This window comes from Arthrobacter sp. V1I9 (assembly GCF_030817075.1).
In the GTDB taxonomy this organism is placed as follows: domain Bacteria; phylum Actinomycetota; class Actinomycetes; order Actinomycetales; family Micrococcaceae; genus Arthrobacter.
Genome location: NZ_JAUSYU010000001.1, coordinates 2,165,512 through 2,184,023 on the forward strand (window position 1 = coordinate 2,165,512; position 18,512 = coordinate 2,184,023).

The window sequence follows — 18,512 nt, forward strand, 5'->3', positions numbered from 1 at the left end:
TCGCAACAGTTTCATCTTTGTCGCGCGGTTGACCGCCTGCTAGTTAGGAGGCCCTAATTAGCACAGGGCCCGAAAATTGCACACGGCCGGCCGTGATTACGGAGCGCGACGTGGGACTACTACCGCCATAGTAGTCGATACCTGTTTCGGCATCAGGGACGTGGAGTCAGCAGCGCCGCCGTCTCCATGTGATGGGTGTGGGGGTAGAGGTCGAAGGCCCGGAGGCGCGCGAGCTCCCAGCCGGCCTGGCGGAAGTACCCCACGTCACGGGCGAACGACGCAGGATCGCACGATACGTAGGCGATGGCGCGCGGTCCCGCCGCAACAAGCTGGTTCACCACTGCCTTCCCGGCCCCGGCGCGCGGCGGATCAAGGATCAGGGCGTCGAAGTCCCGCGGTTTCTGGCGAAGGACGCGCTCAACGCGGCCCTGGACGATCTCCACCTGGGGCGCTGCGTGGAGGTTCTTGCGTGCGTCCCGGCTGGTTCCGGGAGCGCCTTCCACCGAAAGGACGGACCCCGTCTCCCCCACCGCGTCGGCCAGGACGGCGGTGAACAGCCCGGCTCCCGCGTACAGGTCAGCCACAACTGCGCCGGGGTGGAGGAAGCCGCCGCCCTGCAGGAATTCTGTGACGGCCCCCACAAGAGCCCCGGGCGCGTCGCGGTGGATCTGCCAGAACCCGGCACCGGTGACCCGGTACTCGTGCCCGGCGGCAGACTCCTGCACCCACAGCCTGCCCCGCAACTGTTGCACTTCCTCGGTGGTGGGGTCGAAGGCTGCAACGGAAACGTCAGCGGGAAGGTTCGCCGCGATGGCGCCAAGGCGCTTGGGCTTGGTCCCCTCCGCGGGAGCCAGCAGCACCAATGGCCGTGAACCGTTGGCCGGAGCAGCCACTTCAACGCGGCCTACACCCTGCAGGTCGATGTCCCAGAGGCGCAGGCTGTTGATGGCGTCGATGGCCAGCGGCATCTCATGGATGGGAATGATCTGTCCTGAGCGGTGCGCATGCATGCCGAGCTTGCCGGCGGGGGTGACCGAAAAACTGGCGCGCGTCCGCCAGCGGAGGCCGTCACCGCCGTCGTCCGTTACCGCGGCGCCTGCGTCGGGCGAGGGGCTGCCGCCTGCCGCTTCCACGGTGCCGGTCCAGCCGGCCGGGAGCTCCCCGACGCCGGCGAGCCGGTTGAGTTGCTCCATAAGCACATCCGCCTTGAGGCTGCGCTGGCGGGCAAGTGTAATGTGGCCGAACTCGGCGCCGCCTACGGGCGGGTGTCCGTGGCGCCAGGCGCGGAGCGAATCCGCGGGGTGCCAGAAGTGGTCCACCCGGTCCGGTGATGCCTCGATCACTTCGACCACGTCGGCACGCCAGAACTTGGCCTTGTCGTCAGCATCCGTCAGCCGCACCCGCACTTTCTCACCCGGGATGGCGTGCCGGACAAAGATGACGCGTCCTTCGTGCCGCGCGACGCAGTGGCCGCCGTGGGCGACGGGTCCGACGTCGAGCACTACTTCTGTGCCGGCTTCTCCGGTCAGTGCCGGCTGGGTCTGTGTCTTCGCGTTCATTGGATGTCCTGCAGGTTCTTTGCTTCTTCGGATGATTTGAGCTGCCACGGAACACTGGCCACCATGACGCCAGGCTCGAAGTGGAGCCGGGTCTTGATGCGCAGCGCGGTCTGGTTGTGGACCAGTTGCTCCCACCACTTGCCCACGACGTATTCGGGAATGTAGACGACGATCAGGTCCCGCGGCGAGTCGCGGCGCATCTGTTTGACGTACTCCATGATGGGGGTGACGGTCTCACGGTAGGGGCTGGCGAGCACCGTCAGCGGCACGGGAATGTCCAGCTTTTCCCAATCGGCTACCGTGCCGGCGGTTTCTTCGGCGTCGATGTCCACCGTGACCGCATCCAGCCTCGATGGCCGGGAGGCCCTGGCGTAGGCAAGAGCCCGAAGGACGGGCTTGCGCACATGGGACACCAGCAGCACGGCGTGCACCCGGGTGGGCAGGGCCCGCGGGGAGGAGTCCTCATCCACTGCAAGTTCCCTGGCCACGTTGTCGTAGTGAGCCCTGATGCTCCACATGATCAGGAAGAGGACGAACATGGCGAGCAGGGCAATCCATGCGCCCTGCTCGAACTTGGTGACCAGCACAATAACGAGTACCAGGGCGGTCATGCCGAAGCCGATGCTGTTGATGGCACGCGACTTGGCCATCCGGCGTCGGACGCCTTTGTCCCTGGCCAGCTTCAGCTGCCGGCCCCAGTGCCGGATCATCCCCAGCTGGCTGGCCGTGAAGGAGATAAAGACGCCCACGATGTAGAGCTGGATGAGCTTGGTGACGTCGGCATTAAAGGCGAGGATGAGCACCAGCGCTCCTGCGGCGAGGGCAAGGACACCGTTGCTGAAGGCCAGCCTGTCGCCCCTGGTGCGCAGCTGGCGCGGCAGGTAGCCGTCCTGGGCGAGGATGGAGCCAAGGACGGGAAAGCCGTTGAAGGCGGTGTTGGCGGCGAACACCAGGATGATGCCGGTGGCGGCCACCACAATGTAGAACAGTATGGATCCCGGACCAAAAATAGTCTGGGCAATCTGACTGATGGCGGGGGTCTGGATGTAGCCCTCCGGAAGCGGGCTGCCGTTCAGCAGGAACTCCGTGGCGGGGTCCAGGACGATATGGACCTTGGTGGCGTTGGCCAGGTACATGATCCCAGCAAGCATGGATGCACCGATCACGCCCAGGAGCAGCAGCGTGGTTGCCGCGTTTTTGCTTTTCGGCGGCCTGAAGTTGGGGACGCCGTTGCTGATGGCTTCAACGCCGGTGAGTGCCGCGGCGCCGGAGGAGAAGGCGCGCAGCAGGAGGAAGGCGCCGGCGAGCCCCACCAGCCCTTCGTCGAAGCCAGGGGCCGGCACGATGGTGAAAGCTGCGGAGGGCGCTTCGCCCAACTGGCCGGTGGCCGCCTGGAAGATGCCCACTGCCGTCATGCCCAGGATCGAGGCCATAAAGATGTAGGTGGGGACGGCGAACACGCTGCCGGCCTCTTTAACGCCGCGCAGGTTCACCAGCGCCAGGACCACCACGCCGATAGTGGCAATCATGGCCTGCTGGCCGTGGAGTGCCGGGATGGCGGTGGTGACATAGGCGGCGGCCGAGGACATCGACACCGCAACAGTCAGGACATAGTCCACCAGGAGGGCCGATGCCACGGTGAGGCCGGCGTACTTCCCCAGGTTCTCGCCGGCAATCTCATAGTCCCCGCCGCCGGAGGGGTAGGCGTGGACGTTCTGCCGGTAGGAGGCTACAACCGTGAGCAGGACCACCATGACGGCCAGGCCCACCCAGGGTGAAAACGCCACCGCACTGACGCCGGCCAAAGCGAGGGTGAGCAGGATCTCATCAGGGGCGTAGGCAATGGATGACAGGGCGTCGGAGGCGAACACCGGGAGTGCGATCCGCTTGGGAAGCAGCGTATGGGCCATCCGGTCGTTCCGGAACGGCCTGCCCACGAGCACGCGCTTCGCGGCGTTCAATATTGTCAGCACCCCACAAAGCTAGTCTGATTCCCGGGCTGTGTCATGACAGCCCGTGGACAGCCGGATGCGGGACGCTGACGGTAGAGTTCTAGCGGCAGGACCGTGGGGAAATATACAGAGGAGATACTGGTGGCGCATTTCGTGATCATGGGATGTGGCCGGGTGGGGGCGACGCTGGCGCACACGCTCGAGGACGCCGGGCACTCCGTAGCCATCATCGACCAGGACGACCGCGCTTTCCGGAGGCTCCGCCAGGGTTTCACTGGGCGCAAGGTCACCGGAGTCGGCTTTGACCGCGACACCCTGAAGCAGGCCGGGGTTGCCGACGCGTATGCCTTCGCCGCAGTGTCCAGCGGTGACAATTCCAACATCCTGGCCACCCGCGTGGCCAGGGAGACCTTCCATGTGCCCCATGTGGTGGCCCGGATCTACGATCCCGGCCGTGCCGAGATCTACCAGCGCCTTGGTATCCCCACGGTGGCGGCGGTCCGCTGGAGCGCTGACCAGGTGCTGCGCCGTATCCTTCCGGAACAGCACCTGGCCGGCGATTTCCGGGAGCCGTCCGGGCGCCTGGTGCTCGCCGAGCTGGATCTCGACGCCGGCTGGATCGGCCATCGGATCAGCAGCATCGAAAAGGCGGCGAACGTCCGCATTGCCTACCTCACCCGGTTCGGTGAAGGATTACTGCCCGACGCCGGAACCGCTTACCAGGACGGCGACACCGTGCACGCCATGCTGCAGGTTGACCGCAGCGCCCAGGTGGCCCAGATCCTGGCCAAAGCCCCCACCAAGGAGTTGCAGTGAAAGTCGTGATCGTGGGTGCCGGCAGCGTCGGTTCGTCCATCGCCAGGGAATTGCTGGCGCACAAGCACGAGATCCTGCTGATCGACCTCAAGCCGGAGGTCATTGGGCGGAGTGGACTCCGTGGCGCCCATTGGCTGGTAGGCGACGCGTGCGAGCTGAGCACGCTGCAGGGCGCCAAGGTGGAGGACGCGGACGTGGTGGTATCCGCCACCGGTGACGACAAGGTGAACCTTGTGGTTTCGTTGCTGGCCAAGACTGAGTTTGGCGTCGGCCGCACAGTGGGCCGCGTCAACAATCCCAAGAACGACTGGATGTTCAACGATTCGTGGGGCGTGGACGTGGCAGTCAACACCCCGCAGCTGATGACGGCGCTGGTGGAGGAAGCTGTCGAAATCGGCGACCTGGTCCGGCTCCTCACCCTTCAGACGGGTGTGTCCGCACTGGTGGAATTCACTGTTCCCCATGATTCCCATGTGATCGGCCGGACTGTAGGGGAAATCCGCTGGCCGGAGGACTCCACGCTGGTGGCCATCCTGCGGGACCACGCCCCGATTACACCCAGCCGGGACGACGTCATCGACGGCGGTGACGAGCTCTTCTTTGTCACCACCATCGCCGCGGAAGACGAGTTGCGGGCGCTGCTCTCCCCCGATACGGAGATGCCGCAGCCCCGGGCCGAAGAAGATGCGGGGCACCTGGAGCAGCAAGGTCCTGAGGACGACGGGTTCGACGGCTAGGTGCCTAGCCTTTAGCGGGGGCGCCGTCCGCCGTCCCGTCGTCAACCGGAGCCGGCTTGGTGACGAGCCAGGCGATCCAGACTCCCAGGATGTACAGCGGAGTACTCATGATGAGCCTGGTGGTTGCCAGCGCGGCGAGCCCGTCCGGCCCCAGCAGGTAGAGGGGTACCTGCACCACAAGCCTGAGCACCAATACGGCGACGATGATCCAGGTGCCAATCCGGTAGGCCTTGACCCGGGCAGGGTCCTTGCGCCAGTCGAGGCCTTCGTTGCGGATGAATCCAAAGAGCAGCCCGGCCACCGGCCATTTGACGGCGATCGAAATCACCATGGCAACGATGTAGGCGGCGTTGGTGAAGAAGCCCGGCAGGTAGAAGTCCTCGGCTTTCCCGGTGGTGTTGGCGACCCAGGCGGAGATGCCGACACCCACAACTCCCGCCAGTGCCTGCGTCAGCGGACGCCGCTGTACCAGCCGGACCACGGTGAACACCGCGGCAGATGCCAGTGCGGCTACAAGGGAAACCGTAAGGTCCCGGGTGATGGTGTAGGTCACGAGGAACAACAGTCCCGGGAGGATGCTTTCGGCAATGCCCTGGACGCCGCCGGCGCTGCGCAGCACATCCACCCGGCCGTCGTGGGTTCGGTGCAGCCCGGCTTTGGCGGCGTAGTCTGCAGCGAGACCTGCTGCCGGGGATGTGTCCCGGTTCGCGGCGTCCTGACCCGGGGCACCCGACTGCCCGTTGTTATTGGCATCGTCCGGGCCCGCGCCGGAGGGAGGGTTGGGCGTGGGCGCAGTCATTCGTTCTCCTGGCGGGACAGTATTTCGTAGCGGGGATTGAACATTGTGGGCAGGCCGTCAACCCGGGAGAGCATTCCTTTGAGCCGCACCTCGGTTCCGGCTTCGATGCCAGATACGCGCCGCCGTCCGAGCCACACGACACGAAGCCGCCCGCGGGGTCCGGCTGCGGCTCCAGCACTTGGTTCCCGGGGATCAGCGTCCGAGACCATGGCGCTGAAGGCCGCGGTCTGGTCCGATGGAACATACGTTACGGATTCAATGCGGCCGCGGCAGACTACCCGGCCTTTGACCGGCAAGCGGTTGAGGGGAACATCGTCGCTTTGGTTCAGCGGGGCTCCCCCCGGCACGCCATTAGCCAATCTGGGTAATTTCAGGACCACGTTCAGGTTCCTGAAGTGCAGACGCAGCAGGCGGCGGTGTAGCGGTGGCGTCCTTGGGCAGCCGGAGCTGCAGCAGGTCGCGAGGCGGCATGGGGCTGTCGCCGCGGACCACAACTACCTGGCGGAACAGGGCTTCGAGGGGTTCAGCGGCCGTTCGTTCCATGGCGGCGGCTCCGCCCAGTACACCGCGCAGGAACCAGCGGGGGCCGTCCACTCCAATAAAGCGTGCCACCCGGTAGCCCTGGCTGCCGTCCGGCAGTCCAGCCGGCAGCTTCGCGACGAGTTCGGTGCCATAGATGCCTTCGACCTCCTCGACCTGCCCGCCCTGGGCTCCGACGGACTGGCCAATCTGCTCGCGGATCTCGTCCCACAATCCCTCGCTTTTCGGCGCCGCGAAAGCCTGGAGCTGGAGGCTGGAGCCGTTGAGGTCCAGGGTGACCGCAACCACCCGCTGGGTGGCCTCTTCCACCTCGAGCCGGAGCTGGAGGCCCTCGCTCGGGGTGATCAGGAGCGCACCCAGATCAACATAGCCATCGCGGCTGGTGATTTCGGATTCGTCGAAAGGGCCACTCAAGCGGGGTCCGGCATTGTCCGCTGTCTCCTCCGCGGTCTCTGCGGGAGTCGACAGTCCGTCCGGTTCGGCTGCTTGTTCCTTCTTGGCTTTCCTGCCGAGCCCAAAGACCATTGGGGTGTCTCCTTAGTTGGTTGTCGGGCCGGCCCGTAGGGGTCCCGCCGTCGTGCTCTGTTGCCGTCCGGCATGCGTGTACCGGAACGGAAGAACGGGTGAGGGAAGAGCTGAAGGTCAAGCGTCCGGCACGTTGAAGCCGCCGGTGGAGCCGAAACCTCCTGTGCCACGTACGGATCCGCTCAATTCGTTGACGGGGATAAACTGCGCGTACTCCACGCGCTGAATGACCATCTGGGCAATTCTATCGCCGCGGCGCAGTTCGATGCTTTGCTTCGCATCGGTGTTCAGAAGGGTGACGGCGATCTCGCCACGGTAGCCCGCATCCACTGTTCCCGGCGCGTTCACGATGGTCAGGCCGTGCTTGGTGGCCAGGCCCGAGCGGGGATGGATCAAAGCCACGAAGCCTTCCGGGAGGGCAATGGCCACTCCCGTTGGGACCAGCTTCCGCTCCCCCGGCTGCAGCACAACGTCCACGCGGGCACGAAGGTCGGCGCCGGCGTCTCCCGGGTGGGCATAGGACGGTGCCTCAAGGTCCGGATCCAGCATCTTCAGCTGGACCTGCAGGGTGGGAGCGCCTGGAACCGCGGCGGGAGCGGCAAAGCCGGCTGCGGCTGCTTCGTCAGGGAAAGTATCTACTGTGGCGGGATGATCAGTCACAGTCACTCACTCTAACCCGCGCCCCCAAATCAGTCCTAGGGCTGGGCACCTGCCGGCCGCTGCATCGTGCAATGGAATGCCGGTCCGGAGACGGTTCAACCCGAGATGAAATAGCAGGGCAAAGATGGAAAGCTTGGCACATGCCCGAATCAAGTTCCTCCGCGCCCGTTCCCCAGAAACCATCCACCGGGGCTGCGGTGATCTACAGGGAGAAGCTCTGGCCCAACGTATGGATCTGGATCATCGCCGCGGGCGTAGCCGGAGCCGGCATCCTGATGTTTGCACCCATCAGCGCAGCGGCGGGTTTTACGGCTGCAGCAGTGCTCTTTGTCATCATGGCTGTTCTCCTGATCCTGTCCACGCCGGCCATCGTGGTCACCGACGAATCCCTGACTGTGGGACGGGCCAGCATCGAGCGCCGCTTCGTGGGCGCCGTTGAAGGTTTCCGGGGTGCAGAGGCAACAGCAGAACGGGGCACCCGGTTGAATGCGCTGGCGTACCTCTGTATCCGTGGCTGGATCGACCCTGTTGTCAAGATCGGGATTACGGACCCTTCGGACCAGACGCCGTACTGGCTCACCTCCACCCGGCATCCGGATGAACTGACTGCGGCCCTGTCGCGCAGGTGACCTGCCCTGCCAGTCGGACTCCCGCCGTCGTAAAGCCTGCCTCCCGATCTGCCTGCCCACCCGGCTTGCCAGCTGCATCGGCCCCGACTGTTGTGGGCCCGACTGGAAATCAGCCTTCACACTCCTTGCAGTAGAACCGGCCGTCTTTCTCACGTGCGATTTGGGAGCGGTGCCGGACCAGGAAGCATGACGAACAGGTGAACTCGTCTGCCTGGGCGGGAACCACCTGAACAGTCAGTTCTTCGCCGGAAAGGTCCGCGCCGGGCAGATCGTAGCCGGCAGCCAGATCGCTTTCGTCCTCGTCCACCACCGCAACCGGCTTGTCCGAGCGCCGGCTCTTCAGCTCTTCGATGGAATCTTCTCCGAGCTCTTCTTCAGACTTGCGCGGCACATCGTAGTCGGTGGCCATTGTCGCCATATCCTTCTTCCTCTTGGCGGCCGGTGAACATCACCCTTTATAACGCCGGGCGCCGCGGGTTTGTGCCCGGCTGCGGCATGCCTTTCGCCGGCCCTTGGGTTCCCCCTCTGCCCCGGCCCGGGCCGGAATATCGCGGCGCGCCCTGCCCCTTGAGCCAAAACGGGTTCAGCGGGTGGCAGAGTTTCGATTGATAGTAATGCCAGGGTGGAGGATTTGTATGCAGGATCTACGGCTTGTAGGCGTACACGACGACGGAGCACATCTCCTGTTGAGCGGTGCCGGCGGCGAGATGTTCCAGCTGCCGATCGACGAAGCGCTGAGGACCGCGAGCAGGTCAGCGGCGAGGCCGCCGGCCGAGCGGCCTGCCATTCCCATGTCCCCGAGGGACATCCAGGCCCGCATCCGGGCTGGTGCGACCGCTGCTGATGTGGCGGAACTGTCCGGCCTGCCGCTGGCCAAGGTGGAACGCTACGAGGGACCCGTCCTGGCTGAGCGCGAGTACGTGGCCCAGCAGGCACGCAAGGTGGAAGTAGCCTCGCCTTCGCCGGGCCACGACATCTACCGGTCTGCTTTCGGTGACAACCCCGCCACGCTGGCTGACATGGTGGCACACCGCCTGTCAGCCCATGGCATTGATCCATCCACGGTGGAGTGGGATTCCTGGCGGCGCCAGGACGGAACGTGGACTGTGCAGGCAAGCTTCGAAACGAATACCGGCGGAAAAGCCGGCATTGGCGAAGAGCCTCCGGCACTGTGGACTTTCAACCCAGCCAGGAAGTCGCTGCAGAACGCCAACCGGTGGGCGCAGCAGCTCAGCGAACTTGAGCCCCTGGACGGGCCTGTCCCGGCGCGCAGGCTTTCGGCAGTTTCCGACCGCCCCTTTGACTTCGAGGCCGACGCGGACTCGGTCCGCCCTTCGCCCGGTTCCGGGCCTGATGCCGGCCAGGCGGACGGCAAGGAATCGGACGGACTCCTGGACATGCTTCGCTCGCGCCGCGGGCAGCGCTTGGGAGTGGACGAGGACTCGGACGACGCCTTGGCGCTGCTGCTGACCCACGGAGTCCCGGCCGCCCACCCGAGGCCGTCGGAAGTGGCGCCCGAAGCAGAGGAGCAGGTTGACGAGCCGCAGGATGACATCCCGGAGGCACCGGCTGCAGAGGGTCCGGCGGCACAGGGCAGCTCCTTTGTCCGCAGGAGGGACGCCAGGCCCTCCATGCTGTCCCGCCTCAGCCTGATCCCTCCGCACCGGGACGCAGTCGATGACACCTTGAAGCTGCACGACGGCGTGAGCACCAATACCCGCGAGATCACCATCGTTGCGTCCCCCCAGCGTCCCTCTGACAGCATCGCCGAAGCCGCGAACGGGGACGCCAGCGGCAGCAGTAACGGTACTGGCACTAACGGCAACCCTGCCAGCAGCGGAGGTTTGAATGAGTTGTTGGGCGGGAATCCCCGGCGCCAGGCGCCGCGGCACGACGACAGCTCCCCCACTACTGGACAGTTGCCGGAAACCGGCGCCCCTGAGCGCCAGCCGGGCAGGCCCAAGCGCTCCAGCGTCCCGTCCTGGGATGAAATTGTGTTTGGTACTCGCGGAGATTAGCGCCTTTCCCGCATGACATCAGGCCGCGTCCACTCTTGGTTCAGCCCGGTGTGTACGGCAAGGCGTTCCATATGGCTTGACTCAGCCGTTTGCCGTTCCGCCCGGCCGCTATCGGCCCGGCTGTCAGCCATTCCGGCCAGTGGGTGGTTCCCGGTCCTGGTGTTCGCTTTTGTAGTGCCGGATGCAGGGTCCGGAATTCGTCCGGGCCCTGCAGACCCCGGACGGCGGAGCATTGCCAGGTCTAAGACTCCGAAGTTACGGTTCCACCCGAGCCGCGCCACAAGCACGCGTCCACTTCGAACGGCAGCAGCGGGTCCTGCTGGCCCATCAGCGCCGCGCCGTGAGCGGTGACGCGCCGCATGTAGTGCCGGCGGCAGAGGGTCTCGTAGCCCACAACAGGGACATGGTGGACGTGGTCCCCCGAAGGCTCAACGGCGGCGGAATCTCCGGCCATATCCACGTCGCCCACCACCACCTGCGCTCCTTCGGTGACCATCACGCCGTCGACCGTTCGAGCATTGTGGGTGGCACGGCGGCCGCACCAGCACAGCGCCTCCACCTGCAGCACCTGCACCCGGTCAGCAAGTTCGACAAGCCGCTGCGACCCGGGAAACAGCCGGGTACGGAAATCGGCGGTGATACCGAACGCGAAGACGTCCACGTCGATCTCGTCCACGACCTTCGCCAGCTGTTCCACCTGCTCAGGCGTGTAAAACTGGGCCTCATCACAGATCAGGTAGTCCACCCGCTGCCCCCTGGGTGCGCCGGAGCATGACCTCCTCCCAGAAGTCGGTCCCGTCCACCACTTCCACTGCATCGGTTTCCAGGCCAAGGCGGCTGGAGATGCGTGATTCGCCGGCACGGTCGTTGCGGCTGAAGCGCACTCCACCGCGTCCCCTGGCCCGGTGGTTGTGGTCCATTTGCAGGGCAAGCGTGGACTTTCCGCAGTCCATGGTTCCAGAGAAAAAGACGAGTTCAGCCACGGCGGGAACTCCTGCCGCCGGCCGTTAAGCAGAGCAGGGGAACCTCCCGTTCGGCTTTGGTGAGCGAGCCGTGCTGGCCCACGACCTCCATGGCCGTAGGACGGACGCGCCGGGTGTCGTAAAGGGCGACGGCGTCCCGGGCCGCGATCATGACGTCACCTATCCTGCCCTCGACGGCGGGACGAACCTCGCCGAACAGGCCCGCCGCCAGTGCGTCCTCCCGGGTGAACGCCCACACCTTTTCACCAAAGCGTGCCCGCCACGCGGCGAGCAGCCGGTCCCTGCCGTCTTCCCCCATACCGGCTTCAAGGTAGAGGTGGACCATGCGAGGCTCCCCCGCCGTATGCCGGACGCCTTCCACCAGTGCGGGGTCAGCGGAAAAGTCGATACGTTGCTGTTCGGGGACGTCCAGCATGCCGTGGTCGGCCGTGAGCAGGATAGTGGTGCCGGCCGGGAGGGAAGCATTGAGCCGCTTCATGGTGGCGTCAAGCTCTTCGAGCTGGTGCTCCCATTGCTCGGACTGGCAGCCGTAGCGGTGCCCGGCCTTGTCCAGCTCGTTCAGGTAGAAGTACATCAGTGACGGACCGGCGGCGGACATGGCCTCGGCCGCCGCTTCCGTCCGGGCGTGCGCGGTGATGGCTGAGATAAAATTGCCGCCCCGCAAGGCTGCGCGGGTCATGGGCGAGCCGCCGAACTGCGGCAAGCTGACCGTGATGACGTTCACGTGTTCCGCCGCGCGTTCCAGCACGGTGGGAAAAGGCTGCCATACCGCGGGGTCGACGCCGGCATCCCAGTTGCCGAGCAGGTTGACTACCTTGTCCTGCTCCGGGTCGAGGACGTCATAGCCCACCATGCCGTGCTGGCCCGGGGCCAGGCCGGTGCCGAAACTCGCCAGAGCGGCTGCGGTGGTGGAAGGAAACGCAGAATCCAGCCAAACAGGCACCTCGCCCTGCCCCGCCTGGACAACGGAGCGCAGGAAGGGTGTGTGGGCTGCTTTCTGCTTCAGCAGGTTCCGGCCGAGCCCGTCGGCCAGCACAACACACACGCGCGGGGCGGCAGGCAGGCCAAGGGTGTTCGCAAACCCGTCTACGCCCAGGCTTGCCGCGGCGCTGGTCAGCACCTCGGCGATGGAGCGCTGACCGTAGGCAGGAGCGGCCGGCAGGACAACCTGAGGGTGGGGCCGGGCGGAAAGGTTAACGTTCGGGTGGCGGTCTTCGGGCATCAGCGCTGCTGGTGCCCGCGGCTGAGGCGGTTGCCGAACACTCCGGCACGCGGGCCGCGGCGCCATCGACTGCACGTGTGGCTGCGGCGCAGGGGAACCTGTGTTCACAGCACGAAGCGCACGGGCGAAGAGCTTGGCGTCCTGGACTGCCTGCAGGCCGTCCGCCTCCGCGCTGATACGGAGGACGATGTCCTCCTGGGCGATGGTCCCGCTGTAGCCGTGGTCCGCTTCGCACTGCGGGTCACCGCAGCTGGCAGGACCCATGTCCAGCCGCTGGCCGCCGGACCAGGCGATGGAGAGTGTTACTTCGCGGACAGGGTCGGAGGGCTTGTAGTTCTGCGGCTGGGAGTACATGTAGCTGAGGACCACGGACCGGATCTGCGCCACGGGGACAGATTCTGTGGAAATCTGGGCGACGATCTGCTCGCCGGCCTCGTCCAGCTGCTGGTCGTCCACATGGGTGATCACCAGCATGTCCGAGGTGAGCACCAGCACCGTGATGTGGCGGCGGACCTCGGCGCGGTCGAAGTGGGTTTCCAGGTGCACCAGGTGCGCAACACAGTCGCGGCCGTCCAGGGCGTCGTCGACTACATCCGCCACGAGAAGGGGGTAAAAGCCGGCCTTCTGCAGCGCGCCATCCAGGCTCTGGCCCTGAGCGCTGTGGCTGTGTGAGCTGTGGTGGCGGACTGCCTGGGTTTCATTGCCGGGCGTTTCTGGCGCCGAAGCGGAAGGCTGAGAGCTCATTCCCCCATTTTCACAGATCGGCCGGTCACTTGCTAACCACCTCAGCCCAGCATGGCCCTGCGCGCACTGTCCGTCCGCTTGGCGGCGTTGCCGATTCGAACGTCCGCGGCAAGGGTGGTGGCTCCGGAGGTGCCGCACAGGACCGGGTTGAGCTCCACCAGGGCAATCTCGGGGTGGTTGTCCTTGAGCCAGGCGAGGCGGCCGGCCAGATCCTCCAGGGCCTTGACGTCCACCGCGGGCAGGCCCTGGTAGCCAAACAGCTTTTGGGCCGCCCGAGGTCCCCGGATGAAATCGTCGACGTCGGCCGCGGACAGCGGCGGCACCCGGTGAGCCCAGTCGTCCAACAGGTTCACGGCGTCCCCGGCGAGCCCGAAGGAGATGACCGGTCCCAGCAGCGGGTCCTCGATGGCCCGGAAAGTGCAGGCCTGGCCCACCGGAGCCATGCTCTGCACTTCCAGCGCGGGATCGCCGTAGTTCGAGAGCACGCGCCGCATCTGCAGCACGTTCAGGCGGAGCGATTCGGCATCCTGGATGTCCAGCCGCACGCCGCCGAGGTCCAGCCGGTGCCGCAGGGCGGGGTCGGTGGTCTTCAGCACCACAGGCCACCCCAGGGTCTCGGCCGCCTCAACTGCCTGGTCCGGGTTATCAAAGCCCACGGAAGGCAGCACCTTGATCCCATAGTGGCCGAGCAGGGACGCTGCTGCCGCCGGGTCCAGCTTCTTCAACTGTTCGCCTTTGACATCCTGGAGCAGGGCTTCAAGTTCCGCCCGTGCCAGCTCAGGGTTGCAGCCTTCGGGTTCCACAAAGTGCCCCTGGTCGCGGGACACCCACTCCGAATAGCGGACCACGGCAGCGAGCGCAGCCACAGCGGCCCCTGGATTCGAGAAGCAGGGAACGGCGCGTTCCGAAGAACCCAGCATTCCCTCCACCGAAATGGAAGGGTCCAGGATGCCGGTGAACGCGGCCACCACAGGCTTCCCGGCTGTTGCCGAACATTCGGCCAGGACTTCGGCGATGCTGTCCACTGTCAGCCCGCGTGCGGGGAGCACCGCCGCGACAGCCGAGTGGACGGCGTCGGACTCGAGCGTCTTGAGCAGGCTTGCCCTCAGGGCGGGAAGCGCGACTGACTGTCCGGCGTCGAGGTCCACGCCGGACACCAGCTGCTCGACAACGAGTCCCTGGGACGATGCGCTGTCGGCCACCACCTTGCCCAGCGCCTGGGAGTTGCTGAAGATGGCAAGCCCCGGGCCGGCCGGGAGCGGCTGGCCGGAAACCACCTGGGCGACGTCCACCAACTGTTCGATGGTCTCCACCCGGATGACGCCGGACTGGCGCAGCATCGCGTCCAGCGCCCCGGACGGTGCCTGGGTGGTCCGGACGGCGTGCCCGGGCGGCAGCCGCAGCCCCATGGCGTCGGACTTGGCGACGATCACCGGTTTGGTGCGCGCCAGCCGGCGGGCCAGGCGGGAAAATTTGCGCGGGTTGCCGATGGATTCAAGGTAGAGGCCCACGGCGCTTGTCTCGGGATCGTCCTCCCAGTACTGCATCATGTCGTTGCCCGAGACGTCGGCCCGGTTGCCGGCTGACAGGAAAGTGGACAGGCCCAGCCGGCGCCGGCTCGAGGCAGCGTAGAGGGAAACACCGATGGCAGCCGACTGGCTGAACAGGCCCAGTTCCCCCCGCAACGGCAGGGTGGGGGCCATTGAAGCGTTCAGCGACACCTCCGGGTTGGTGTTCACGACCCCCAGGGATGCCGGCCCGATGACGCGCATGCCGCTTGCCCTGGCCTGGCGTACGAGGTCCCTCTGGCGCAGCAGGCCGCGTTCGCCGTCGTCCGCGAAGCCTGCCGAGGCGACCACCAGCCCCCTGACGCCCGCTGCGGCGCAGTCTGCCACCACTGCGGGGACTTCTTCGTAGGGGACGGCGACGACCGCGAGCTGGACGGGATCCGGGACCTCGGACAGCTTGCCGAAGGACAGCATGCCGGCAAGTTCCAGCGCTTCAGGGTTGATGGCGTAGATGGGGCCACGGAAGCCGCCTTCAATGATGTGCTCCAGCAGTTGGTAGCCAACCGTCCCCCATTTGCGGCTGGCACCGATCACGGCAATGGACGACGGCGTCAGCAGGTCCCGCACGCTCCTCGCCTCCGCGCGGTGTTCCCGGGACTCCATCACGGCACGGGATTTTTCCGTGGGGTCGATGTTGAACTCGAGGCTGATGACGCCGTCGTCAAAATGCCGCCGGACGTCATAGCCCGCTTCGGAAAAGACCGTCAGCATCTTCCGGTTCTCCGGCAGCACCTCGGCGCTAAAGCGGCGGATCCCGTTTTCGTGCGCAGCGGCGGCGAGGTGCTCCAGCAGGATGGAGCCGATTCCCCTGCCCTGGTGGGAATCGGCGATATTGAATGCCACTTCCGCTTCCGTGGGATCATTGAGCCTGTCGTAGCGGCCGATGCCCACGATTTCGCCGCGGATGGTGATGACGAAGGCCACCCGGTCCTTGTAGTCCACTTCGGTGAAGCGCTTGAGCTCCTTGCTGGACAGGCGTGCCTTGAACGCGAAGAAGCGCATGTAGATTGAATCCTGCGACTGCCCGATGTGGAAGGCCTGGACAGCGTCCGCGTCAGAGGGATGGATCGGCCTCAGGTGCGCTGTTCCGCCGTCGCGCAGTACGACATCGGCTTCCCAATGTTCCGGATATTCGCCGTCCCCGGGCTGATCCACCATAGGCTTAGCCTAGCCAAAAACTTCCGCAGCACCGCAGCTCGCGCACAATAGACCGATTGCACAGTACCCAGAAGGATTTACCAACCCCATGGCCCGCCGCCAAAGTTCTGCCCCCGCTGTGGATGACAGCTCCCCCTACACGGAGAACATCGTGGACATCGATGTCACCTCCGAAATGGAAGGCTCCTTCCTGGAGTACGCGTACTCGGTGATCTACTCCCGTGCGCTCCCGGACGCGAGGGACGGACTCAAGCCCGTGCAGCGGCGCATCCTCTACATGATGAGCGATATGGGTTTGCGGCCGGACCGCGGCCACGTGAAAAGCGCCCGTGTGGTGGGCGAGGTCATGGGCAAGCTGCACCCGCACGGTGACACGGCCATCTATGACGCCATGGTGCGCATGGCACAGGACTTCTCGCTGCGGCTGCCGCTGATTGACGGGCATGGAAACTTCGGCTCGCTCGACGACGGCCCGGCGGCCCCGCGGTACACGGAGGCACGCCTCGCGGCTGCTGCCCTCACCCTCACCAACCACCTCGATGAAGACGTGGTGGACTTTGTCCCCAACTACGACAACCAGCTGACCCAGCCGGACGTCCTGCCGGCGGCGTTCCCCAACCTGCTCGTCAACGGCGCCACCGGCATCGCCGTCGGCATGGCCACCAACATGGCCCCGCACAACCTGGTGGAGGTCATCTCCGCCGCCCGGCACCTGATCGCCAACCCGGACGCCACACTGGATGACCTCATGCGCTTCGTCCCCGGTCCGGACCTGCCCAGCGGCGGGCGGATTGTGGGGCTGGACGGCATACGCGATGCCTACGCCACCGGACGCGGTTCCTTCAAAACGCGGGCCAAGGTGGAGGTGGAACAGCTTTCAGCGCGCCGGACCGGCCTGGTGGTCACCGAACTCCCCTACATGGTGGGCCCGGAAAAGGTCATCGAGAAGATCAAGGATGCCGTCAACGCGAAAAAGCTGACGGGCATCAGCGACATCGTGGACCTGACGGACCGCAAGCACGGCCTGCGCCTGGTCATCGAACTCAAAAACGGCTTCAACCCCAACGCGGTGCTCCAGCAGCTCTACCGCTACTCGCCGATGGAGGACTCCTTCGGCATCAACAACGTCACCCTGGTGGACGGCCAGCCGCAGACACTGGGCCTGGTGCAGTTGCTGACCGTGTACGTGAACCACCGGATCGACGTGGTGCGCCGCCGCACCGTGTTCCGGCTGGGAAAGAAAAAGGACCGCCTGCACCTGGTGGAGGGCCTCCTCATCGCCATCGTGGACATTGACGAGGTCATCCAGATCATCCGGTCCTCCGACGAGGCCGCGGCCGCCCGCGCCCGGCTGATGTCCATCTATGACCTCACCGAAATCCAGGCGAACTACATCCTGGAGCTGCGGCTCCGCCAGCTGACCAAGTACTCGCGGATTGAGCTGGAGAAGGAACAGGACGAACTGCGCCGGGAAATTGCGGAGCTGGAGGCCATCCTCGGCTCCGAGGAGCGGCTGCGCACCCTGGTGTCCGACGAACTGGGCGCCATCGCCGAAGAGCACGGCACCCCGCGGCGGACCGTATTGCTCGAATCCGAAGCAGTGTCCCCCACCATCGCCGCCGACCTCGCCTTGACCGCCGGGAAGAAGGGCAAGGCCGCCCCGCTGGCGCTGGAAATCGCCGACGATCCCTGCTGGGCCATCCTTACCGCGTCCGGGCAGATAGCGCGCACCAGCAACAGGGAACCGCTGGCCGAGGCGGGGCCCAGGGCCAAGCATGACGTGTACACCTCGGTGGTCAAGACCTCCGCGAGGGGCGAGATTGCCGCTGTTACCTCCCAGGGGCGCATGCTGCGCCTGCAGGTGATGGACATGCCGGTCCTGCCGCCGGTCTCCGGGCTGCCAAACCTTGCCGGCGGCGTTCCTGCCAGGGACTTCATCACCCTGCTGAAGGGGGAAACCCTGGTGGCCTTCGCCCCGCTCGACGAGGTCCTCGCCATCGGCACAGCCCAGGGAGTGGTGAAGCGGGTCCAGCCGGACTACCCGCTGAACCGGGAGGACTGGGAAGTCATTGCGCTGAAGGACAAGGACGTTGTGGTAGGAGTGGCCCCCGCGGGAGCGGACGACGCCGAACTGGTATTCCTCACCAGCCAGGCCCAGCTGCTGAAGTTCGGCGCTGCCGTTGTGCGGCCGCAGGGACGCACGGCCGGCGGCATGGCAGGGATCAAGCTTGCTGCCGATGACCGCGTGCTCTTCTTCGGGGCCGTCCAGCCCAAGGATGAGGCTGCAGTGGTGGTGACGATCGCCGGCACCACGGGCGCCCTGCCCGGCACGGCGCCGGGTACCGCCAAGGTGACGGCGTTCTCCGAGTACCCGGCGAAGGGACGCGCCACCGCGGGAGTCCGGGCACACAGGTTCCTGAAGGGCGAGGACACCCTGCTGCTGGCCTGGGCCGGCCACGGCCCGGCGAAGGCGTCATCTGCCGCCGGGGTGGCGCGGTCCCTCCCACAGGAGCACGGCCGGCGTGACGGTTCGGGTGTCCCGCTGTCCCAGCCGGTCGAAGTGGTGGGCCCTGCCATGGCCTGGCCTGATCCCGCTTAGACT

Annotated in this window: 14 protein-coding genes and 2 pseudogenes; 5 read left to right on the plus strand and 11 right to left on the minus strand. The window is 66.0% G+C overall.

Annotated features, from left to right (window positions below):
* Nucleotides 1–152: 152 nt before the first annotated feature.
* Nucleotides 153–1,559, minus strand: a complete 1,407-nt coding sequence (locus QFZ70_RS10305) for a class I SAM-dependent RNA methyltransferase (RefSeq protein ID WP_307095379.1) — start codon at nt 1,557–1,559, stop codon at nt 153–155.
* Nucleotides 1,556–3,532, minus strand: a complete 1,977-nt coding sequence (locus QFZ70_RS10310) for an APC family permease (RefSeq protein ID WP_307095381.1) — start codon at nt 3,530–3,532, stop codon at nt 1,556–1,558. The genes QFZ70_RS10305 and QFZ70_RS10310 overlap by 4 nt, the downstream gene beginning before the upstream one ends.
* A gap of 120 nt (nt 3,533–3,652) precedes the next feature.
* On the opposite strand from QFZ70_RS10310, the gene QFZ70_RS10315 reads away from it, so the two are divergent.
* Together QFZ70_RS10315 and QFZ70_RS10320 are read left to right on the plus strand one after the other, a co-directional pair.
* On the plus strand, nt 3,653–4,327 hold the full coding sequence (locus tag QFZ70_RS10315) for a TrkA family potassium uptake protein (protein ID WP_307095382.1): 675 nt from the start codon (nt 3,653–3,655) through the stop codon (nt 4,325–4,327).
* Nucleotides 4,324–5,064: a TrkA family potassium uptake protein gene (locus QFZ70_RS10320; protein WP_307095383.1), complete on the plus strand. Its 741-nt coding sequence runs from the start codon at nt 4,324–4,326 to the stop codon at nt 5,062–5,064. Before QFZ70_RS10315 ends, QFZ70_RS10320 begins: the two co-directional genes overlap by 4 nt.
* A gap of 4 nt (nt 5,065–5,068) precedes the next feature.
* Here the strand turns inward: QFZ70_RS10320 and QFZ70_RS10325 are convergent, their stop codons facing one another.
* The 4 genes from QFZ70_RS10325 to dut form a co-directional block, all read right to left on the minus strand.
* Nucleotides 5,069–5,863 carry a DUF3159 domain-containing protein gene (locus tag QFZ70_RS10325; RefSeq protein ID WP_307095384.1) on the minus strand — a complete coding sequence of 265 codons (795 nt, stop codon included), beginning with the start codon at nt 5,861–5,863 and terminating at the stop codon, nt 5,069–5,071.
* Entirely contained in the window at nt 5,860–6,210 is a 351-nt protein-coding gene (locus QFZ70_RS10330) for a hypothetical protein (RefSeq protein ID WP_307095386.1), read from the minus strand. Before QFZ70_RS10330 ends, QFZ70_RS10325 begins: the two co-directional genes overlap by 4 nt.
* A gap of 4 nt (nt 6,211–6,214) precedes the next feature.
* Nucleotides 6,215–6,928 (minus strand): DUF3710 domain-containing protein, encoded by a 714-nt coding sequence (locus QFZ70_RS10335; protein ID WP_307095387.1) that lies wholly within the window; start codon nt 6,926–6,928, stop codon nt 6,215–6,217.
* A gap of 117 nt (nt 6,929–7,045) precedes the next feature.
* Nucleotides 7,046–7,588 (minus strand): dUTP diphosphatase, encoded by a 543-nt coding sequence (dut, locus tag QFZ70_RS10340; RefSeq protein WP_307095389.1) that lies wholly within the window; start codon nt 7,586–7,588, stop codon nt 7,046–7,048.
* Nucleotides 7,589–7,728: 140 nt separating this feature from the next.
* On the opposite strand from dut, the gene QFZ70_RS10345 reads away from it, so the two are divergent.
* Complete coding sequence (locus tag QFZ70_RS10345) at nt 7,729–8,217, plus strand: DUF3093 domain-containing protein (protein ID WP_307095391.1); 489 nt, start codon at nt 7,729–7,731, stop codon at nt 8,215–8,217.
* Nucleotides 8,218–8,326: 109 nt separating this feature from the next.
* Here QFZ70_RS10345 and QFZ70_RS10350 read toward each other — a convergent pair whose 3' ends face one another.
* A complete protein-coding gene (locus QFZ70_RS10350) occupies nt 8,327–8,626 on the minus strand; it encodes a DUF4193 domain-containing protein (protein ID WP_307097850.1) in 300 nt (99 codons plus the stop codon).
* Between the two features lie 226 nt (nt 8,627–8,852).
* On the opposite strand from QFZ70_RS10350, the gene sepH reads away from it, so the two are divergent.
* Nucleotides 8,853–10,235 carry a septation protein SepH gene (gene sepH, locus QFZ70_RS10355; protein WP_307095393.1) on the plus strand — a complete coding sequence of 461 codons (1,383 nt, stop codon included), beginning with the start codon at nt 8,853–8,855 and terminating at the stop codon, nt 10,233–10,235.
* Nucleotides 10,236–10,476: 241 nt separating this feature from the next.
* On the opposite strand, the pseudogene QFZ70_RS10360 reads toward sepH, so the two are convergent.
* From QFZ70_RS10360 to QFZ70_RS10375, 4 genes and pseudogenes are all read right to left on the minus strand, one after another.
* A pseudogene (locus tag QFZ70_RS10360) lies at nt 10,477–11,218 on the minus strand (thymidine kinase).
* Nucleotides 11,211–12,440 (minus strand): alkaline phosphatase family protein, encoded by a 1,230-nt coding sequence (locus tag QFZ70_RS10365; RefSeq protein WP_307095394.1) that lies wholly within the window; start codon nt 12,438–12,440, stop codon nt 11,211–11,213. Before QFZ70_RS10365 ends, QFZ70_RS10360 begins: the two are co-directional and overlap by 8 nt.
* A pseudogene (locus QFZ70_RS10370) lies at nt 12,440–13,184 on the minus strand (DUF5998 family protein). Before QFZ70_RS10370 ends, QFZ70_RS10365 begins: the two are co-directional and overlap by 1 nt.
* Before the next feature lie 41 nt (nt 13,185–13,225).
* Nucleotides 13,226–15,910 carry a GNAT family N-acetyltransferase gene (locus tag QFZ70_RS10375; RefSeq protein ID WP_307095397.1) on the minus strand — a complete coding sequence of 895 codons (2,685 nt, stop codon included), beginning with the start codon at nt 15,908–15,910 and terminating at the stop codon, nt 13,226–13,228.
* Nucleotides 15,911–15,998: 88 nt separating this feature from the next.
* Here QFZ70_RS10375 and QFZ70_RS10380 point away from each other — a divergent pair, with 88 nt between their 5' ends.
* The gene (locus QFZ70_RS10380; protein ID WP_307095398.1) at nt 15,999–18,509 is read left to right on the plus strand and encodes a DNA topoisomerase (ATP-hydrolyzing) subunit A; all 2,511 of its coding nucleotides are present in this window, start codon (nt 15,999–16,001) and stop codon (nt 18,507–18,509) included.
* Nucleotides 18,510–18,512 lie beyond the last annotated feature (3 nt).

Bases quoted from the DNA above. Each gene is read 5' to 3' on its own strand.
- QFZ70_RS10305 (WP_307095379.1), bottom strand. From the start codon at position 1,559: ATGAACGCGAAGACACAGACCCAGCCGGCACTGACCGGAGAAGCCGGC.
- QFZ70_RS10325 (WP_307095384.1), bottom strand. From the start codon at position 5,863: ATGACTGCGCCCACGCCCAACCCTCCCTCCGGCGCGGGCCCGGACGAT.
- QFZ70_RS10335 (WP_307095387.1), bottom strand. From the start codon at position 6,928: ATGGTCTTTGGGCTCGGCAGGAAAGCCAAGAAGGAACAAGCAGCCGAA.
- QFZ70_RS10345 (WP_307095391.1), top strand. From the start codon at position 7,729: ATGCCCGAATCAAGTTCCTCCGCGCCCGTTCCCCAGAAACCATCCACC.
- QFZ70_RS10350 (WP_307097850.1), bottom strand. From the start codon at position 8,626: ATGGCCACCGACTACGATGTGCCGCGCAAGTCTGAAGAAGAGCTCGGA.
- sepH (WP_307095393.1), top strand. From the start codon at position 8,853: ATGCAGGATCTACGGCTTGTAGGCGTACACGACGACGGAGCACATCTC.
- QFZ70_RS10365 (WP_307095394.1), bottom strand. From the start codon at position 12,440: ATGCCCGAAGACCGCCACCCGAACGTTAACCTTTCCGCCCGGCCCCAC.
- QFZ70_RS10375 (WP_307095397.1), bottom strand. From the start codon at position 15,910: ATGGTGGATCAGCCCGGGGACGGCGAATATCCGGAACATTGGGAAGCC.
- QFZ70_RS10380 (WP_307095398.1), top strand. From the start codon at position 15,999: ATGGCCCGCCGCCAAAGTTCTGCCCCCGCTGTGGATGACAGCTCCCCC.